This is a genomic window from Kribbella jiaozuonensis (assembly GCF_005233875.1).
GTDB classification, from domain to species: Bacteria; Actinomycetota; Actinomycetes; order Propionibacteriales; family Kribbellaceae; genus Kribbella; species Kribbella jiaozuonensis.
On sequence record NZ_SZPZ01000005.1, the window covers coordinates 116,021 to 134,827 of the forward strand.

The 18,807-nt window shown below is 68.6% G+C and carries 19 protein-coding genes; 6 read left to right on the forward strand and 13 right to left on the reverse strand.

The window, feature by feature from the left end; genetic code table 11:
• Window positions 1-19: 19 nt before the first annotated feature.
• Entirely contained in the window at window positions 20-316 is a 297-nt protein-coding gene (locus FDA38_RS32600) for a DUF2218 domain-containing protein (protein WP_170989951.1), read from the reverse strand.
• A gap of 65 nt (window positions 317-381) precedes the next feature.
• On the opposite strand from FDA38_RS32600, the gene FDA38_RS32605 reads away from it, so the two are divergent.
• Entirely contained in the window at window positions 382-930 is a 549-nt protein-coding gene (locus FDA38_RS32605; protein ID WP_137258031.1) for a TetR/AcrR family transcriptional regulator, read from the forward strand.
• Here FDA38_RS32605 and FDA38_RS32610 read toward each other — a convergent pair.
• The 7 genes from FDA38_RS32610 to FDA38_RS32640 all read right to left on the reverse strand — a co-directional run bounded on the left by FDA38_RS32610 (window position 907) and on the right by FDA38_RS32640 (window position 8,335).
• Window positions 907-2,937, reverse strand: coding sequence for a copper-translocating P-type ATPase (locus FDA38_RS32610; RefSeq protein WP_137258032.1), 2,031 nt, complete (start codon window positions 2,935-2,937; stop codon window positions 907-909). The genes FDA38_RS32605 and FDA38_RS32610 overlap by 24 nt on opposite strands.
• Window positions 2,938-2,970: 33 nt before the next feature.
• Entirely contained in the window at window positions 2,971-3,630 is a 660-nt protein-coding gene (locus FDA38_RS32615) for a response regulator (RefSeq protein WP_137258033.1), read from the reverse strand.
• Window positions 3,627-4,781: a sensor histidine kinase gene (locus FDA38_RS32620; protein ID WP_137258034.1), complete on the reverse strand. Its 1,155-nt coding sequence runs from the start codon at window positions 4,779-4,781 to the stop codon at window positions 3,627-3,629. The genes FDA38_RS32615 and FDA38_RS32620 overlap by 4 nt, the downstream gene beginning before the upstream one ends.
• Before the next feature lie 9 nt (window positions 4,782-4,790).
• Window positions 4,791-5,651: a CPBP family intramembrane glutamic endopeptidase gene (locus FDA38_RS32625; protein ID WP_137258035.1), complete on the reverse strand. Its 861-nt coding sequence runs from the start codon at window positions 5,649-5,651 to the stop codon at window positions 4,791-4,793.
• Between the two features lie 73 nt (window positions 5,652-5,724).
• Window positions 5,725-7,305: an ABC-F family ATP-binding cassette domain-containing protein gene (locus tag FDA38_RS32630; protein WP_137258036.1), complete on the reverse strand. Its 1,581-nt coding sequence runs from the start codon at window positions 7,303-7,305 to the stop codon at window positions 5,725-5,727.
• Between the two features lie 152 nt (window positions 7,306-7,457).
• Window positions 7,458-7,667: a DUF6343 family protein gene (locus tag FDA38_RS32635; protein WP_137258037.1), complete on the reverse strand. Its 210-nt coding sequence runs from the start codon at window positions 7,665-7,667 to the stop codon at window positions 7,458-7,460.
• Window positions 7,664-8,335 carry a FadR/GntR family transcriptional regulator gene (locus FDA38_RS32640; protein WP_137258038.1) on the reverse strand — a complete coding sequence of 224 codons (672 nt, stop codon included), beginning with the start codon at window positions 8,333-8,335 and terminating at the stop codon, window positions 7,664-7,666. The genes FDA38_RS32635 and FDA38_RS32640 overlap by 4 nt, the downstream gene beginning before the upstream one ends.
• Before the next feature lie 30 nt (window positions 8,336-8,365).
• Here FDA38_RS32640 and FDA38_RS32645 point away from each other — a divergent pair, with 30 nt between their 5' ends.
• From FDA38_RS32645 to FDA38_RS32655, 4 genes are all read left to right on the forward strand, one after another.
• Window positions 8,366-8,773, forward strand: coding sequence for a DUF3052 domain-containing protein (locus FDA38_RS32645; RefSeq protein WP_137258039.1), 408 nt, complete (start codon window positions 8,366-8,368; stop codon window positions 8,771-8,773).
• 426 nt (window positions 8,774-9,199) lie between these two features.
• Window positions 9,200-12,994, forward strand: coding sequence for a multifunctional oxoglutarate decarboxylase/oxoglutarate dehydrogenase thiamine pyrophosphate-binding subunit/dihydrolipoyllysine-residue succinyltransferase subunit (locus FDA38_RS32650; RefSeq protein ID WP_170989952.1), 3,795 nt, complete (start codon window positions 9,200-9,202; stop codon window positions 12,992-12,994).
• Window position 12,995: 1 nt separating this feature from the next.
• Window positions 12,996-13,172 carry a DUF6104 family protein gene (locus FDA38_RS42430; protein WP_165546322.1) on the forward strand — a complete coding sequence of 59 codons (177 nt, stop codon included), beginning with the start codon at window positions 12,996-12,998 and terminating at the stop codon, window positions 13,170-13,172.
• A gap of 12 nt (window positions 13,173-13,184) precedes the next feature.
• Window positions 13,185-13,910, forward strand: coding sequence for an AAA family ATPase (locus tag FDA38_RS32655; protein ID WP_137258041.1), 726 nt, complete (start codon window positions 13,185-13,187; stop codon window positions 13,908-13,910).
• Here FDA38_RS32655 and FDA38_RS32660 read toward each other — a convergent pair.
• The gene (locus FDA38_RS32660; RefSeq protein ID WP_137258042.1) at window positions 13,907-14,257 is read right to left on the reverse strand and encodes an ArsR/SmtB family transcription factor; all 351 of its coding nucleotides are present in this window, start codon (window positions 14,255-14,257) and stop codon (window positions 13,907-13,909) included. The two genes, FDA38_RS32655 and FDA38_RS32660, sit on opposite strands and share 4 nt — an antisense overlap.
• A 114-nt stretch (window positions 14,258-14,371) precedes the next feature.
• Between FDA38_RS32660 and FDA38_RS32665 the strand changes: the two genes are divergently transcribed.
• The gene (locus tag FDA38_RS32665; protein ID WP_137258043.1) at window positions 14,372-15,607 is read left to right on the forward strand and encodes a sodium:proton exchanger; all 1,236 of its coding nucleotides are present in this window, start codon (window positions 14,372-14,374) and stop codon (window positions 15,605-15,607) included.
• Here FDA38_RS32665 and FDA38_RS32670 read toward each other — a convergent pair.
• The 4 genes from FDA38_RS32670 to FDA38_RS32685 form a co-directional block, all read right to left on the reverse strand.
• Window positions 15,604-15,903: a WhiB family transcriptional regulator gene (locus FDA38_RS32670; protein ID WP_137258044.1), complete on the reverse strand. Its 300-nt coding sequence runs from the start codon at window positions 15,901-15,903 to the stop codon at window positions 15,604-15,606. The genes FDA38_RS32665 and FDA38_RS32670 overlap by 4 nt on opposite strands.
• A 96-nt stretch (window positions 15,904-15,999) precedes the next feature.
• Window positions 16,000-16,503: a GNAT family N-acetyltransferase gene (locus tag FDA38_RS32675; protein ID WP_137258045.1), complete on the reverse strand. Its 504-nt coding sequence runs from the start codon at window positions 16,501-16,503 to the stop codon at window positions 16,000-16,002.
• Window positions 16,504-17,472: a zinc-binding dehydrogenase gene (locus FDA38_RS32680; RefSeq protein ID WP_137258046.1), complete on the reverse strand. Its 969-nt coding sequence runs from the start codon at window positions 17,470-17,472 to the stop codon at window positions 16,504-16,506.
• A gap of 45 nt (window positions 17,473-17,517) precedes the next feature.
• Complete coding sequence (locus FDA38_RS32685; protein WP_137258047.1) at window positions 17,518-18,714, reverse strand: NAD(P)-dependent malic enzyme; 1,197 nt, start codon at window positions 18,712-18,714, stop codon at window positions 17,518-17,520.
• Window positions 18,715-18,807: the final 93 nt, after the last annotated feature.

Here is an 18,807-nt window from a genome sequence, read left to right on the forward strand (position 1 = left end):
TGTGCAAGCAGCCCAGTGCTCAGCCCTGGCGCCAGTCGACCCGCAGTGCGTCACGCCGGGCAATCTGCTCGATCCGGTGCGCCACGCGCTCGCTCTGCTGCTCGAGCTCGGCCTGATCCCCGGCCTCGACCCGCAGTACCAATTGATCGCCCGTCGCCCGGACGGTCCAGGTCGCCGTGCCGAGATCCACGACAAGTTCGTCCGCCGCCGTGGACAGGACCTTCAGGCCACCCGGCCCGTGGCCCAGATGGCTGGTCAGCTGGGCCAGGTACCGCTCGGCACGCGGGGTGTCGAGGTGAGCTTCGAGTGCAGGCACGTCAATCTCCTTTTTCGAGACACTGTGTCTCGATCATAGGCAGACTGTCCAGCTAGAATCCCGACATGCCGAAGTTGTGGAACGACACGATCGCGAGCCACCGCGAGGCTGTGCAGGAGGCGGTGCTGGATGCGGCGGCTGCCGTGGTTGCCGAGCGTGGGCTGACCGGGGTCACGATGGCTGAGGTCGCTCAGCGGGCCGGGGTGGGGCGGGCGACGCTCTACAAGTACTTCCCTGACGTCGAATCGATCCTGACCGCGTGGCACCAGCGGCAGGTCGGCGATCATCTGCGGCAGCTCACCGAGATCTGGACGAACACCGGGCGACTCGAGGCCGTGCTGGAGGCGTATGCGTTCATCTGCCACGAGCACCCGCCGTCGCCGGGCCCGGCCGCTTCGCTGCATCGGTCGGAGCATGTGGCTCGGGGGCGGGAGCATCTGGTCGATTTCTTGGCCGGCTTGATGACCGACGTACGTGATGACGTGCCGGCGAAGGAGTTGGCGACGTACTGCGTGCATGCGCTGGGCGCGGCCGGCGCCGTACCGTCGAAGGCTGCGGTACGGCGCCTGGTGGCGGTCGTGCTGTCGGGGCTACGCGGCGAGGCGGGCCGGTGAGAGGTCGAGGCGGCGCAGGAGCTGGGCGTTGAGGGCTACGACGATGGTGGAGATCGACATCAGCAGCGCGCCGACGGCGGGCGAGACGACGATGCCTGCGAAGGCGAGTACGCCGGCGGCGAGCGGGACTGTGATGACGTTGTAGCCGGTGGCCCAGATGAGGTTCTGCCACATCTTGCGGTAGCTGGCCTTGGACAGCTCGATCACCGAGAGGACGGCACGCGGGTCGTCGGCGGCGAGCACAACCCCCGCCGACTCGATCGCAACATCAGTCCCCGCCCCGATCGCGATCCCGACCTCGGCCCGCGCCAGAGCCGGTGCGTCGTTCACTCCGTCCCCCACCATCGCAACCTTCAACCCACGGCTCTGCAGCTCGGCAACCTTCGCGTCCTTGTCCTGCGGCAGCACCTCCGCAAACACCTCATCAATCCCCAACTCCTTCGCGACCGCATCCGCAACCTGATGCGCATCCCCGGTGATCATCGCCACCTTCACCCCCCGCCGATGCAACGCCTCCACAGCCTGCCGAGACTCCTCCCGCACCTCATCCTCAAGCGCAACAGCCCCCACCACCTGCCCATCCCGCACAACATGCAGGACGGCCGCCCCGCGTTCCTTCCACCCGGCGACGTCCGCCTCCAGTTCGCCAGGCTCCGTCAAGCCGAGTTCCCGCAGGTACGCCGGCCCGCCAACAGCAACCTCGGAGCCATCAACAACCGCCCGCACACCCCGCCCGGTCAACGACCGGAAGTCCGACGCGATCATTCGTCCACCGACGGGTACTCGCTCGGCGTGGGCCCGGACGATTGCTTTTGCCAGTGGGTGTTCGCTGTCGGCTTCTACCGCGGCGGCCAGCTCCAGCAGTTCGTCGTGTGAAACGGAGCCGACGGTGGCGACTCCGGTGACGGCCGGTTCGCCCTTGGTGAGGGTGCCGGTCTTGTCGAACAGGACGGCGTCGATGGTCCGCATCCGCTCCAACGCCAACCGATTCTTCACGAGTACGCCGGCTTTCGCCGCGCGCTCCGTGGAGATCGCGATCACCAGCGGGATGGCGAGCCCGAGGGCGTGTGGGCAGGCGATCACCAACACGGTCACCGTTCGCGTAACCGCCTCGTCGACCTTCCCCAGCAACGCCCACACCACGAACGTGATCACCCCAGCGATCGACGCGAAGTAGAACAAGAACGCGGCCGCCCGATCAGCCAACGCCTGCGCACGCGAGGACGACGCCTGCGCCTCAGCAACCAACCGCTGGATCCCAGCCAGCGCAGTGTCGTCACCGACCGCTGTGATCTCGACCCGCAAAGCGTTGTCAGTGGCAACAGTTCCGGCCACCACCGCGTCACCCACGGCCCGCGACACCGGCCGTGATTCCCCGGTGATCATCGACTCGTCGACCTCGGCCTGCCCGTCGACCACCGTCCCGTCCGCCGGCACCCGGCCACCGGACCGCACGAGTACGACGTCCCCCGCCTGCAGCTCGTGCAACGACACCTCGACCCCGCCGTCATCGGTGACCTTCTCCGCCGAGTCCGGCAGCAACGCCGCCAGCGCATCGAGCGCACCCGACGCCGCACCGAGCGCCCGCATCTCCAGCCAGTGCCCGAGCAGCATGATCACGATCAGCAGCGCGAGCTCCCACCAGAAGTCCAGGTCGAACCCGCCGATCTTCAGCGTAGTCACCCACGAGGCGACGAACGCCACGGTGATCGCCATCGAGATCAGCAACATCATCCCGGGACGACGGGACTTCAACTCGCTCCAACCACCGGTCAGGAACGGCTGCCCGCCGTACACGAAGATCACCGTCCCCAGCGCCGGCGCGATCAGCCCCGAGCCGGGGAAGTCCGGCCGCGTGTACCCCAGCAGATCCGCGAACATCGCACTGAAGAACACCACCGGCACGGCCAGTCCCAAGCTGATCCAGAACCGGTCTTTGAACTGCGCAGCGTGATCCCCGTGCCCAGCATGCCCGCCGTGATCCATCTGCCCACCGTGCTCGTCCATGCCCGGCAAGATACCCCTAGGGGGTATCCCAAATCAAGAAGCACCCGGCACAGCGACCCCGGATTCGTACGCGTACATCACCAACTGAGCCCGATCCCGGCACCCGAGCTTGGTGAGCAGATGACTCACATGCGTCTTGACCGTCCCGTACCCGAGATGCAGCCGCGCCGCGATCTCCTGGTTCGACAACCCCTGCGCCACCGCGCGCAACACATCGCGCTCGCGCTCGGTCAACCCGTCATCGGCGGTCCCCGGCCGAGCGTCCGGGAGCGCGGCGAACCGTTCGATCAGCCGGCGCGTGATCCGCGGATGCAACAACGCTTCCCCCGCCGCTACGACCTCGATCGCCTCGAGCAGCTGCGCCGGACGCGTCTCCTTGAGCAGGAACCCGCTGGCCCCCGACCGCAGCGCCTCCAGCACGAGATCGTCGTCGTCGAAGGTCGTCAGCACGACGACCTTCGTCCCCTGGCAGGCCGGATCGGCAAGGATCGTGCGACTCGCCGACAACCCGTCGAGGTGTGGCATCCGCACATCCATCAGCACGATGTCAGGCGCCGTACGCCGGCACAGCGCGATCGCCTCGAGCCCGTCCCGCGCCTCCCCGACCACCTCGATCTCCCCGGCCGACCGCAGCAGCATCACGAACCCGGCCCGAACCAAGTCCTGATCGTCGACAACCGCGACCCGGATCACCGACGTACTCCGACCGGCAGTTCCGCATGCACGCGGAACCCAGCCCCATGAGCCCCGTACTCCGCGCGACCGCCGACCAGCCGCACCCGTTCGTCAAGCCCGACCAGCCCATGGCCCGATCCCGTCGCCGAGGCCCGCGAAGGACCCGGATCGACGATCTCCAGCTCGATCGTCGTAACGGTGCAGGCCACCGTCACCGTCGCGGTCCTGGCGGCGGAGTGCTTGATCACGTTGGTCAACGACTCCTGCACGATCCGGTACGCCGTCAGCGAGATCGCAGTGTCAAGCTCAGCCGTACCCGACCGCTCCAGCGCGACGTCGAGACCGGCGGCCCGAATGTCCTCGACCAGTTCCGCCACGTCGTCGAGTCCACGCGTCGGCGGCCGGGTTCCGTCCTCGTTCTCCGCACGCAGCATGCCCAGCATCGATCGCGTCTGCTCAAGGGCTCGACGGCTCGTCTCGGCGATCACCTCGAGCGAATGCTCGGCCGCGAGTGCGTCGCTGCGGATCAGATGAGCACCGACACCGGCCTGTACGGCGATCAACGACATGCTGTGCGCGACCACGTCGTGCAGCTCGCGAGCGATCCGCAGCCGCTCCTCGGTGACCGCGGCCAGCAACTGGTCCTGCTGCTGCCTGCGCCGCGACCGGATCGCGTCGCCGACCGCCCACGCCGCCACCAGCAGCGCGACGGCCAACAGCAGGTCCGACGTACGGAGGTCGGGTACGTCGAGCAGCGCCAATCCCCCGAACACCGCGACTCCAACGCCCAGCCCGACCAGCCCGTCCCGACGGCGGCCGTGGGCGGCGAGCGAGTACAGACTGAACAGGATCAGCACCGACAACAACCCGATGTAGTGCCCCGACAGGCTCACCACCACGCCGCCGACCACCATCGCGGCGTACGACGCGACCGGCCGACTGCGCCGCCAGGCCAACCCACCGGCGGCCACCACGGTGGCGATCGCCGCGACAACGTCCGGATTCTCCAGCCGCGGGTCGACCGAAGCCGGGTCGGTCGTCAGCAGCGAGGTCAGCGCTGCCGCCGCAGCCACGATCCCGAGCAACGGGTCGAGGTACGGCGACAAGCGCTGCGACGCGACGATCCACCAGCTCTGCCGACCCGGGGCCGGCCCAACCTGCCCCCTCATATCCGGAGACTACGCGTGCAGAGCCGGTACGGGCTGCTGTTCAACAGACTCAACCGGAGCACGCCACACCCGCGCCCATCGCAGCAACACCACAGCCACCACGACACAGGCCCCGAGGGTGGCGAACCCGGTCTCGCCGGCGACGTACGCCAGGCTCGACCCGGAGGTCGCGACCACAGCCGAAGCGCCCAGATCGAACACGGTGTTCGCCGCGTTGTGAGCGATCGCAACCGGCCAGACGCTGTTCGACCGGTCCCGCAGCCACGCATACAACACGCCGGCCGCCGTGATCGTCAGTACCGCGGAGGGAGCGACGATCCAGCGCGCACCGCCGGTGTCGTACGTCGTCGCGATCAGGATCAGCGGCAGATGGAACAGCCCGTGGGCGAACCCGGTGGCCACAGCCGCGCGCCGACGACCGGTCAGCTGCTGGAAGCGCGGCAGCAGGTAGCCGCGCCAACCGATCTCCTCACCGAGGATGATCACCGTCGGGACGACCAAGGCGATCGCGAAGTTGATCGCCCAGCCCGGCACGGTCGCGGCCGAGATCTCGCCGAGGTGCATCCGCCCGGCGCCGATCAGCAGCGCGGTCCCGTAGGCGCCGCCGCACAGCAGCAGCGGTACCAAGATCGCGGCCGGCCAGGACCGGAAACCGGCCCGGTTCAGCCCGATCTGCCGCCACAGCCGGCGGCGACTGCCCGGCGGCGTGATCGTGAAGGTCAGGATGCCCACTGCCACGGTCGGCACCATGACGCTGAGCAGCAGGTTGAAGTGCCCGTTCGGCAGGGCGAACGCGATCAGCAGAGCGAGCACGTAGGTGATCGCCAAGTAGGCAGCAATTTCGCGGAGAGGTTTCTGGAGTGTTTTCATGCCTCCACGGTGCGGGTGGAGGCATGGGTACCGCGTCTGCCTGGAGACCTGACTCGTCTCTGTCTGCAGACCCCTACAGCGGATCGATATCGGTCAGCGACTCGGGTGTCAGCTCTACCCAGCGAGTGATCCCGATCTCCCGCAGGAACGGCAGATCGTGGCTCGCAATGACCAGCGCACCGTTGTACGAAGCCAACGCATCCTTCAACTGCGCCACGCTCGCCAGGTCCAGGTTGTTCGTCGGCTCGTCGAGCATCAGCAGCTGAGGTGGAGGCTCCGCGAGCAGCAACGCCGCGAGGGTCGCCCGGAAGCGTTCACCGCCGGAGAGCGTGCTGACCAGCTGATCCGCCGCCCGCCCCCGGAACAGGAACCGGGCCAACCGCGACCGCCGTTCCTGGTTTTCGGTGCCTGGGGCAAGCAATGCCAGGTTGTCGACGATCGACAGGTCGTCACGCAACAGATCGAGCCGCTGCGGCAGGTACCGGAACGGCACCACCGGCAGCTCCCCCGACACGATCGACTGCAACAGCGTCGTCTTCCCAGCACCGTTCGGCCCGGTCAGCGCGATCCGCTCCGGCCCGCGGATCTCCAAGTCGACGTGCGCACCGGTCCGCAGCTCGTGGTCCTCCAACCGCAGCACCACGCGACCAGCAGGTACGGCGGTCTTCGGCAGGTCGACCCGGATCGTGTCGTCGTCGTGGACCTTCTCCTCGGCGTCGGCCAACGCCTCCTGCGCCGAATCGAGCCGCTCCGACTGCATCCCCAGGTGCTTGCCGGCCGACACCTGCGCGCCACGCTTCAGGTTCCCGGCGACGATCTTCGGGATCCCGCCGGCCTCGAAGGCACGCTGCCCGCGGGCCCGGCGCTGATCCATCTTCATCCGCGCCTCGACCAGATCACGCTTCTGCTTGCGGACATCGGCCTCGGCCGCCCGCAGCATCCGCTCGGCCGCCTCCTGCTCGGTCGCGACCGCCTCCTCGTACGCCGTCAGGTTGCCGCCGTACCAGGTGACCTCGCCCTTGCGGAGATCGCCGATCTGGTCGACCCGATCGAGCAGCTCCCGGTCATGGCTGACGATCACCAACGCACCGCGGAACTGGTCGACGGCGTCGTACAGATGCCGCCGCGCCCGCAGGTCGAGGTTGTTGGTCGGCTCGTCGAGCAGCAGTACGTCGGGACGCCGGAGCAACTCGGCCGCGAGGCCGAGCAGGATCGTCTCGCCGCCGGACAGCTCGCCCACGCTGCGGTCGAGGCTGATCGCGCCCAGGCCGAGCTTGCCGAGCAGCGCCTCGGCGCGTTCGTCGACGTCCCAGTCGTCGCCGACGATCGCGAAGTTCTGCTCCGAGGCGTCGCCGGACTCGATCGCGATGATCGCCTTCCGGACGTCCTCGATGCCGAGCGCCTGGTCGACCCGCAGGGACGTGTCGAGGGTCAGGTCCTGCGGCAGGTACCCGAGCTCGCCGCTGACCCGGATCGCCCCACGCTGCGGGGTGAGCCGGCCGGCGATCAGCCGGAGCAGCGTCGACTTGCCGGCGCCGTTGCGGCCGACCAGGCCGGAGCGGACCGGCCCGGCGACGAAGGTCAGTCCGTCGAACAGGACCTCGCCGTCAGGCCAGGCGAAGAAGAGGTCGGTACAGGACAGGGAAATACTCATGAGTGTCGACTCCAGCTGAGGTCTCGAACGGAGACCGCGCACCAGACAGGTGGCGATCGATCAGTTGCGGAGAAAGACCTCAGTTCGACAACTCGAACCCCTGACGCCGGGAATGGGACGTCCAACAGGATACGGCCCGCCCCCAGCACCCTTCAACTGTTTTCCGAATGCTTGCGCCAGGCAACAACCACCAGGTCCACCAGGGCGACCACCCCGAGCGCCCCGAAGGTGATCACCCATCCCGTCGGCAGGGCGTAGCCGACAGCCAGCACAGTGGCCGCCGCGAACAGCGCCACCCCGAAGGCCGACAACACGATCCGCAGCGTCAGCGCACTGCGGGGTGGAGGCGGCGCACCGGTCATGGGGCCTTGCGCAGCCAGGTTTCGACGCCGGCGATGTGAGCGGTCATCCAGGCACGGGCCGCCTCGGCGTCGCCGATCTCGATCGCGTCCAGGATCGCGGCGTGCTCTGCGAGAGTCCGCTGGACCGCACCGGCCTGGGTGACCCCGCGCCAGATCCGGGCCCGCTGGGTCGCGCCGGAGATGCCGTCGAGCAATGAGCAGACGACCTGGTTCCCGGTCGCCTCGGCGATCGCGCGATGGAACCGCAGATCGTTCGCGACCAGTTCCTCGACGTCCGCGTCCGGCGTGAGGTCACTGGTCAGCAGCCGCAGCTCGATCACCTGCTCCTGACTGATCCGGGTGGCCGCCAGCGCGGCGACCCCCGGCTCGAGCAACCGCCGTACCTCGAAGAACTGCAGGACCGAGTCGTCCTGGTGCAGGTCGACCATGAAGTTGAGCGCGTCCAGCAGATGCGCCGAGTCGAGACTGCTGACATAGGTACCGTCCCCGTGCCGGACGTCCAGCACGTTGACGAGCGTGAGCGCCTTGACCGCCTCGCGCAGCGAGTTCCGCGACAAGCCCAGTCGCGCGGCCAGATCCGCCTCTTTCGGCAGTCGATCCCCCGGACCCAGTTCCCCCGAGGTGATCATCCCTTTGATCTTGACGATCGCCTCATCCGTCAACGCCATCCCGTCAGTATGCCGCCCTACGATCACTTCATGACCACCTCCGGTTACTCGGGTAAGCCGCTGGCCGTGAAACTCGGCATCAAGCCCGAGCACGTGGTCCTGCTCGACAACGCTCCGGACGGTTTCGCGATCGAAGGACTGCCGGCCGGTACGACGGTGGCGCGCCGGGCCGGCCGGTCGCCGTATGACGTCGTGCTGATGTTCTGCCCGGACCGGGCCCGGCTGACAAAACGGCTACCCGTGCTGCTCGCGAAGACGATGACGGCCGGGATGATCTGGACCGCCTGGCCGAAGCGGTCGTCCGGGGTCGCGACCGACCTCGACGAGAACGGGATCCGCGAGCTTGCTCTCCCGCTCGGCGTCGTCGACGTGAAGGTCTGCGCGATCGACGCGACCTGGTCGGGGCTCAAGCTGGTCCGGCGGCTGACCAACCGATGAAGGCCAATCATTCCCAGGTGGACTGATTTGGAGCGTGACGTTGGCCACACTTTTTGCGCAGTTGTGATCATCACCGGCGGCGAGTGGACAACTGCATACAGTGGGCAGCTACGCTCAACAACCCCCGCCCGGGCGGGCGGAACGGACGCCGGAAAGCCACATCTGCAAGGGGTCCCGGAGTCGCCGCCGTTGCTCTCCGCACCGACGGGTGGCGAGAGCGGGGCGTGTGGCCTGAAACACCTTTGTGAGCAGTGTTTCAGGCCCCGGTCGATCGACTCGCCGGAGCCCGACCACTCGACACACTGGTCCGGTGGTCCCGGGCTGTGGAAGTGGTCCGCGTGCTATTAGCCTTTGCATGGGACACCACCCATAACATCTGAATTAACCGTGCTACCGGACCCGAAATCGGAAGAGGCGAACTGCCAAGTGGCCACCGAGCCATCAGACACCAACCCCCTAGCAGCCTTCGGTGCGAACGAATGGCTGGTCGACGAGCTGTACGAGAAGTACCAGCAGGACCCGAACTCGGTGGATCCGGCGTGGCTCGACTTCTTCAAGACGTACAACCCCGACGGTGACGCGAAGCCGGTGACGACTACCCCGGCCGACGCTCCCCGGCCGGACGCGGTGTCCGACAACAAGACGCCCGAGGCGCCGAGCCGCGGCAGCGCGCCGACCGTGCCCGCCTCGAACGCACCTGCCGCCGCGGCGGCGACGCAGTCCCCCGCTACTCAGACCCCGGCAGCGCCGGCCCCTGCGCAGGCCGCCGCACCCCAGAAGGCAGCTCCCACCGGAGGTACGGTGAACCAGCCGTCCAGCGCCCAGCCCAAGCCCGCCCAGCCCGCGGCCGCCCCGGCCGGCGAGGCCGACCGGAAGATCCTCCGCGGGGCCCCGGCCCGGACGGCGCAGAACATGGAGACCAGCCTCACGGTCCCCACCGCGACCAGTGTCCGCCAGGTCCCGGTCAAGCTGCTGATCGACAACCGCATCGTCATCAACAACCACCTCAAGCGCGCCCGCGGCGGCAAGGTGTCCTTCACCCACCTGATCGGCTGGGCGCTGGTCAAGGCGCTGAAGACGCTGCCGGAGATGAACGCGTCGTACGACGAGACCGACGGCAAGCCGACCCTGGTCAACCCGGCGCACATCAACCTCGGCCTGGCCATCGACATGCAGAAGCCGGACGGCACCCGGCAGCTGCTGGTGCCCTCGATCAAGTCGGCCGAGACGATGACGTTCGCCGACTTCTGGATGGCCTACGAGGACATCGTCCGCCGGGCCCGGGACAACAAGCTCGCGCTGCCCGACTTCCAGGGCACCACGATCAGCCTGACCAACCCCGGCACGATCGGGACCCAGCACTCGGTGCCGCGGCTGATGACCGGCCAGGGCTGCATCATCGGCGTCGGCGCGATGGAGTACCCGCCGGAGTACCAGGGTGCGGCCGACGAGACGATGGCCAAGCTCGCGGTCAGCAAGGTGATGACGCTGACCTCGACGTACGACCACCGGATCATCCAGGGCGCCCAGTCGGGTGAGTACCTGCGCCGCCTGCACCAGCTGCTGCTCGGCGGCGAGGGCTTCTACGACGAGATCTTCCAGTCGCTGCGGATCCCGTACGAGCCGATCCGCTGGGCCGCCGACCTCCCGCACAGCCACGAGGAGGACATCAGCAAGCAGGCCCGCATCCTCGAGCTGATCCACGCGTTCCGGGTGCGCGGCCACATCATGGCCGACACCGACCCGCTGGAGTACAAGCAGCGCAGCCACCCCGACCTCGACGTCGCCACCCACGGCCTGACGCTGTGGGACCTGGACCGCGAGTTCGCCACCGGCTCGTTCGGCGGCGACCGGCGGTTCATGAAGCTGCGCGAGATCCTCGGCATCCTGCGCGACTCGTACTGCCGGACCACCGGTATCGAGTACATGCACATCCAGGACCCCGAGCAGCGCAAGTGGCTGCAGGAGCGGATCGAGCGGCCGCACACCAAGCCGCCGCGCGAGGAGCAGTTGCGGATCCTGGCCAAGCTGAACGAGGCCGAGGCGTTCGAGACCTTCCTGCAGACCAAGTACGTCGGTCAGCGGCGGTTCTCGCTCGAGGGCGGGGAGACCACGATCCCGCTGCTCGACGAGCTCTGCGAGGAGGCGGCCGGCGCCGGGCTGGAAGAGGTCGCGATCGGGATGGCCCACCGCGGCCGGCTGAACGTGCTGGCGAACATCGTCGGCAAGTCGTACGGCCAGATCTTCCGCGAGTTCGAGGGCAACATCGACCCGCGGACCGTGCAGGGCTCCGGCGACGTCAAGTACCACCTGGGCGCCGAGGGCGAGTTCGTCTCGGAGTTCGGCGACAAGATCAAGGTGTCGGTGGCGGCGAACCCGTCCCACCTGGAGACCGTCGACCCCGTGCTCGAGGGCATCGTCCGGGCCAAGCAGGACATCCTCGACCGCGGCGCCGCGTTCCCGGTGCTGCCCGTGCTGGTGCACGGCGACGCGGCCTTCGCCGGTCAGGGCGTCGTGGCCGAGACGCTGAACCTGTCGCAGCTGCGCGGCTACCGCACCGGCGGCACGATCCACGTGATCGTGAACAACCAGGTCGGCTTCACCACCTCGCCGGCCTCGTCCCGCTCGTCGATGTACTCCACCGACGTCGCCCGGATGGTGCAGGCGCCGATCTTCCACGTGAACGGCGACGACCCCGAGGCGTGCATCCGCGTCGCCGACCTGGCCTTCGAGTACCGGCAGGCGTTCAACAAGGACGTCGTCATCGACCTGGTCTGCTACCGCCGCCGCGGTCACAACGAGGGCGACGACCCGAGCTTCACCCAGCCGCTGATGTACGACCTGATCGAGCAGAAGCGCTCGGTCCGCAAGCTGTACACCGAGGCCCTGATCGGTCGTGGCGACATCACGATCGAAGAGGCCGAGCAGGCGATGATGGACTTCCAGCACCGGCTCGAGCGGGTGTTCGCCGAGGTCCGCGAGGCGAAGAACCAGCCGGACACCCCGCCGCCGTACGTGACGGCCCCGGTCTACCCGGACAAGCCGGACGGCCCGGACGCGACCGCGACCACGCCCGAGGTGCTGAAGAAGATCGCCGACGCGCACACCACGCTGCCGGCCGGCTTCACCGTGCACCCGAAGGTGATGCCGCAGCTGCAGCGCCGGGCGCACGCGATCACCGAGGGCCCGATCGACTGGGCCAGCGCGGAGATCACCGCGTTCGGTTCGCTGCTGCTCGAGGGCCGGCCGGTCCGGCTCGCGGGTCAGGACAGCCGCCGCGGGACGTTCGTGCAGCGGTTCGCCGCGGTCATCGACCGGGTGAACGGGCAGGACTACGTCCCGCTGCAGAACCTGGACGAGGGTCAGGCGAACTTCTACGTCTACGACTCGCTGCTGAGCGAGTACGCCGCGCTCGGCTTCGAGTACGGGTACTCCGTGGCGCGGCCGGAGGCGCTGACCCTGTGGGAGGCGCAGTTCGGCGACTTCGTCAACGGCGCGCAGTCGGTCATCGACGAGTACATCTCGTCCGGTGAGGCCAAGTGGGGCCAGAAGTCCGGTGTCGTGCTGCTGCTGCCGCACGGCTACGAGGGCCAGGGCCCGGACCACACCTCGGCCCGGATCGAGCGGTTCCTCGCGCTGTGCGCGGAGAACGCGATGACCGTCGCCCAGCCGTCCACGCCGGCGTCGTACTTCCACCTGCTGCGCCGGCACACGCTCGGCGAGGAGCACAACCCGATGGTCGTGTTCACGCCGAAGCAGCTGCTGCGGCGCAAGGAGGCGGTGTCGCTGCCGGAGGAGCTGACCCACGGCACCTTCCGCCCGGTGATCAACGACGCGGAGGCCGAGGCCAACCCGGCAACCGTCGAGCGGGTCATCCTCGCGTCGGGCCGGATCGTGTACGACCTGCTGGCCGAGCGCAAGAAGGTCGAGCCGGACAAGATCAGCACCGCGGTACTGCGGGTCGAGCAGCTGTACCCGCTGCCGGCCGAGGAGATCGCGGCCGAGCTGGCGAAGTACCCGAACGCGACCGAGATCCGCTGGGTTCAGGACGAGCCCGCGAACCAGGGCCCGTGGCCGTTCATGGCGCTGAACCTGACCGAGCACCTGGGCGGCAAGCCGTTCTACCGGGTGTCCCGGCCGGCGATGGCAGCCCCGGCGGTCGGCTCGCACGGTGTCCACGGCACCGAGCAGACGACGCTGCTGAAGCAGGCGTTCAGCTGACGTGTACTTCACCGACCGCGGGATCGAGGAGCTGGAGAAGCGGCGTGGCGAGGAGGATGTCACGCTCGCTTTCGTGGCCGAACGGCTGCGCGAGTTCGTCGACCTGAACCCCGAGTTCGAAACGCCGATCGAGCGCTTCGCCACCTGGCTGGCCCGGCTCGACGACGAGGACGACTAGTAACCTGAGCGAATGCCCTTCGCCTCGCAGCCCGTACGCCGGGTTGCCGCGGCGGAGGGCATTCGTCCGTCCGGGACCTGGCCGCACACGATCCCGGCCGTCCACCAACTCCTCACCGACGGCCTCGACCTCGACCCCGGCGTCACGTTCCTGGTCGGCGAGAACGGCGCCGGCAAGTCCACCATCGTCGAGGCGGTCGCGATGGCGTTCGGCCTGTCCGCCGAGGGCGGTTCGACCGGCGCCCGGCTGACAACCCGAGCCACCGAGTCTTCCCTCGCCGACGACCTGCAGCTGACCCGCGGCGTCGGCGGCAAACGCGCCGGCTACTTCCTCCGCGCCGAGACCATGCACGGCTTCTACACCTACCTCGAACAGAACCCGAAGACCTCGGGCCCACCCGACCCGGTCTTCCACGAGCTCAGCCACGGCGAGAGCTTCCTCAACCTCATCAGCAGCCGCTTCACCCGCCAGGGCTTCTACTGCCTCGACGAGCCGGAGTCCGCCCTCTCGTTCTCCAGCAGCCTGGCCGTCGTCGGCGTCCTCAACCGCTTGGCCGAGTCCGGCTCCCAGGTCCTCTGCGCGACCCACTCGCCCCTCATCTCAGCCCTGCCCGGCGCCGCGATCCTCGAGGTCGGCGAGTGGGGCATCCGGCGTACGACGTGGGACGAGCTGGAACTCGTGCGGAACTGGAAGGCGTACTTGGAGGGGCCGCAGCGGTATCTGCGGCACGTGCTCTAGTCGGTGTGTGGCGGACGGGTACGGCGTGGTGGGTCGGGCGCGAGTGAGCCGTCGGGGGCGATGTGCTCGAAGATCTGGTCGACCAGGTTGAGCACGTGCGGGTCGTCGACGGTGTAGATGTGTCGCCGGCCCTCGCGGCGGGCGGTGATGATCCCGGCCAGCCGGAGCTTGCCGAGGTGCTGGCTCGCGGTGGCGATACTCACGCCCACGCGGTCCGCCAGGGTGCCGACGTCGTACTCCCCCTGCGCGGCCAGCGACACCAGGTGCAGCCGGACGGGTGCGGAGAGCATGGCAAAGGTGCCCGCGGCGGAATCGAGCTGAGCCTTCGTCGGTTCAGGGTTGGTCATCGCGCAGTCATTGTGACCGGTAGACCGGTCTGCGGACAGCTCGCCGGGCCGTGGTGATGACGGTCTCACACTTTCGCAATTGCGAAAGTATCGAAACGGTGGCAGGCTGGAACCATGTTCCGAGCGCTCCGCCCCGTGCTGTTGCTGTTCCTGGTGGCGATCCCCGCGGTCGCCCTCCGGCTCACCGGCACCCATCCCCCGGCACTGGCTTCGATCTTCATCTTCGGCCTCGCCGTGGTCGCCGCATCGTTCGTACTGGCCTGGGCCGCCGAGGCGGCGGAGATGGACATTTCCGGCGGTCTGGCGATCGCCTTGCTGGCCGTCATCGCGGTCCTGCCGGAGTACGCGGTGGACCTGTACTTCGCCCACACCGCCGGCTCGAATCCGGACTACGTGCAGTTCGCCGCCGCCAACATGACGGGGTCGAACCGACTGCTCCTCGGCCTCGGCTGGTCGAGCGTCGTACTCATCAGCCTGTACGTCGCTTCGCGCCGCAGCGGGCAGTCCGTCAAGGCGCTGGTGCTCGAGTCCGGGTACCGCCGGGAGCTGGGGTTCCTGGCCGTCGCCGGTGTGGTCGCGTTCGTGATCCCGGTGACCGGCGAGATCCACCTGGTGCTCGGGATCCTGCTGCTCGCCTTCTTCGCTTATTACCTCTACCGCGCGGCCACGTCCGAGCATGACGACGAGCCGGACCTGATCGGGCCGGCCGCGACGATCGGCGCGCTGCCTCAGCTGCAGCGCCGGATCACCGTGACCGCGATGTTCCTGGTCTCGGCCGGGATCATCCTGGCGGCTGCGGAGCCGTTCGCGGATTCGCTGGTGCAGGGCGGGCACGCGCTGGGGATCGACCAGTTCCTGCTGGTCCAGTGGCTGGCGCCGCTGGCGTCCGAGGCGCCGGAGTTCATCGTGGCGATCCTGTTCGCCTGGCGGGGCAAGGGCGCGGCGGCGCTGGGCCTGCTGATCTCGGCCAAGGTGAACCAGTGGACGCTGCTGATCGGCAGCCTCCCGATCGCGTACGGCATCGGTGGCGGCGGCCCGGCGCTGCACCTGGACGGGCGGCAGATCGAGGAGTTCCTCCTCACCGCGACGCAGACGCTGCTCGGGATCGCGATCCTGCTCAACCTGCGGTTCCCGCGCTGGGCGGCGTGGACGTTGCTGGGGCTGTTCGCGGTCCAGTTCGCCGTACCGGGCCAGACCGGGCGGTACGTGATCAGCGCGGTCTACCTCGTGCTGGCGATCGGCGCGGCGATCCACAACCGCGACCAGGTGCTGCGGACGATCACCTCACCGTTCCGCCGCACGGAAAAGCCCGCCGACGCAGAACGCGCCGACGAGCTCCTCGAGGTCTAACTAGCCTGCTGCTCTTCGATGATCGGGGGGCGGTTGCGGCGTTCCTGGGGGCCCGGGCGGCCGCGGCGGCGGCCGTAGAGGAACTTCTCGCCGGCGGCGGTGCCGGTGAACTTCGTCCGGCGGGCCCATTCCCGGCATTCCTCGATCACCGGGCAGGAGGTCAGGCAGATCGCCTGCGCCTTCCGCTGCTCCCACTGGGTCGCGGTCTCGTCGTACGACGGCGCTTGTCCGACGCACGCGGCCTTCGTCATCCAGCGGTCGGCCGGGTCAACGATCACCGTCAAAGTAGGCCTCATGGGCTCATCGCTCCTCATCGATCGGGCGGATCGGTAGGAACAGACTGAACCCGTCGCGTTGCCCCGGTGCGACGCCAATGTTTCCGGCATGAAACGTCAGCGCCGGACGAGGCGTATCTCACGCAGATCGAAGTACGGATCGTGCTTGCCGACCCCGTCCGGCGCGAACCCGTGCCGGCGGTAGAAGCCGAGCGCCTGCTCGTTTCCCTCGAAGACCCAGAGGAACGCGGGCTGTTTGCCGACGGCAACATCCAGGAGGCGGGTGCCGAGCCCGGTCTTCCAGAACGCCTGCCGGGTGTAGATCGCCTCCAGCTCGAACGGCACCGGCGCGTCGTCGTCGCGGCCCGGGCCGATCCCGACGAAACCGGCCACCCTGTCCTGCACCGGCGCTTCCGGGTCCGGGTTCAGCGCGATCCAGCGCCGCCGCCCCTCGCCCAGGGGCGTGGTCCAGCGTTCGATCCGGCGTTCGAGGTTCGACGTACGCTCCAGGAGCAGGTCGGCCGGCACGAGCCCGGCGTACGCCTCCCGCCAGCAGAGCAGGTGACACCAGGCCGCGGCCTCGGCGTCGTCGACCGTGACGGGGCGGATCTCGGGTTGCACTCAGACAGTAAAGACGATCTTGCCGAAGACGTCGCCTGCGTTCATCTTGGCGAAGCCGTCGCGGGCGTCCGCGAGCGGAAAGATCGAGTCGATATGCGGCGAGATGCCCGCGGTCGCCATGAACTGCAGGAGCTCGGCCAGTTCGGTCCGGGTGCCCATCGTCGAGCCCTGGACGCGCAACTGGAGGAAGAAGATCCGGTTCAGCTCGGCGGATTTCGGCGCCTGACCGCTGGTCGCACCGGAGATCACCAGCGTGCCGCCCTGCTTGAGCGACTTCAGCGAGTGCGACCAGGTCGCCTGCCCGACCGTCTCCATCACCGCGTCGACGCGCTCCGGCAGCCGCGCGCCGGACTCGAACGCCTCGTGCGCGCCGATGTCGACCGCCTTGGCCCGCTTCGCCTCGTCCCGGCTGGTCGCCCACACCCGCATCCCCGCAGCCCGCGCCAACGTGATCAGCGAGGTAGCGACACCACCGCCCGCACCCTGGATGAGCACGGTGTCGCCCGGCTTCAGCCCCGACTGCGTGAACAACATCCGGTACGCCGTCAACCACGCCGTCGGCAGGCAGGCCGCCTGCTCGAAGGTCAACCCGGCCGGCTTCGGTACGACGTTCCGCGCCGGTACTGCGACCTTCTGCGCGAGCGTGCCCTGGTACCGCTCGCTCAGCAGCGACCGCTTCGGGTCGAGCGTCTCGTCGCCCTTCCACGCCGGATCCGAGACCACCGCATGCACGACGACCTCGTTCCCGTCCGGGTCCACGCCGGCCGCGTCGCAACCGAGGATCATCGGCAGGTTCTGCTCGGCCAGCCCGACCCCCTTCAACGACCACAGATCGTGATGGTTGAGCGCCGTCGCCTTCACCTCGATCGTCACCCAACCCTCGGGGACCTCAGGCTCCGGCCGCTCCCCCACCTCCAGCGCGGCGATCGGGTTGTCGGCGTCGAACTTGGAGGCGTAAGCAGCAAGCATGCGGACCACCTTAGGCGGTGGTCCGCAGCAAGTCAGTTACCGAATTCACCCGCGGTCGACGCCGTCCCGCACCGCGGCCTCGGCTACCGCTGCCGCGACGGCCGGTGCGACGCGCTCGTCGAAGGGTGACGGGATGATGTAGTCGGGCCGCAGGTCCTCGGCCGCGATCAGGCCCGCCAACGCATCGGCGGCGGCCAGCTTCATGCCCTCGGTGATACGAGTGGCGTCGGCGTCAAAGGCGCCGCGGAAGATGCCCGGGAACGCCAGCACGTTGTTGATCTGGTTCGGGAAGTCCGAGCGGCCGGTCGCGACCACCGCAGCGTGCCGGTGCGCGATATCGGGGTGCACTTCGGGATTCGGGTTGGCCAGCGCGAAGATCATCGCGTTGTCGGCCATCTGCGCGATCGCCTCCTCCGGCACGGTTCCGCCGGACACGCCGAGGAACAGGTCCGCACCCACGAGCGCGTCGACCAACCGGCCGGACAGACCGCCGGTGTTCGTGTCGCGGGCCAGCGACAGCTTCACCGGGTTCAGGTCGGCGCGGTCCTCGTGCAGCACGCCCTTGCTGTCCACCACGGCGAGGTCGCCGACGCCCGCCTGCAGCAGGATCCGCGCGCAGGCCACCCCGGCCGCTCCGGCGCCGGAGATCACCACGCGGATGTCCTCGATCTGCTTGCCCGTGACCCGCAGAGCGTTCCGGAGAGCGGCGAGTACGACGACCGCCGTACCGTGCTGGTCGTCGTGGAAGACCGGGATGTCGAGCCGCTCCTTCAGCCGGCGCTCGATCTCGAAGCAGCGCGGTGCGGAGATGTCCTCGAGGTTGATCCCGCCGAACGTCGGCGCCATCCGCGCGACCGTCTCGACGAACTCGTCCACGTCGGTGCAGTCCAGCGCGATCGGCACCGAGTCGACGCCGCCGAACTCCTTGAACAGCAGGGCTTTGCCCTCCATCACCGGCAAGGACGCGGCCGGGCCGATGTCGCCCAGCCCGAGGACGGCGGTGCCGTCGGTGACGACTGCGACCACGTTGGACTTCCAGGTGTAGCGGCGTACCAGCGAGGGGTCTTCGGCGATCGCGGTGCAGACGCGCGCGACACCGGGCGTGTAGGCCTTCGAGAGATCGTCCGCGTCCCGGACGTGGACCGAGGACGTGACCTCGATCTTGCCGCCGCGGTGCAGCTCGAAGACGGCATCACCCGCGAACGGGTCGGAAATAGGGGTTTCCAGAGGCTGGGCGACCATGAGAGCCCTTTCGAAAATCAGCGGAAGAAAGCGTTCGAGTACAGGGGATCGCCCGTGCGTCCGAGTAAACCACAGGCGTAACTGGTCTGCTGT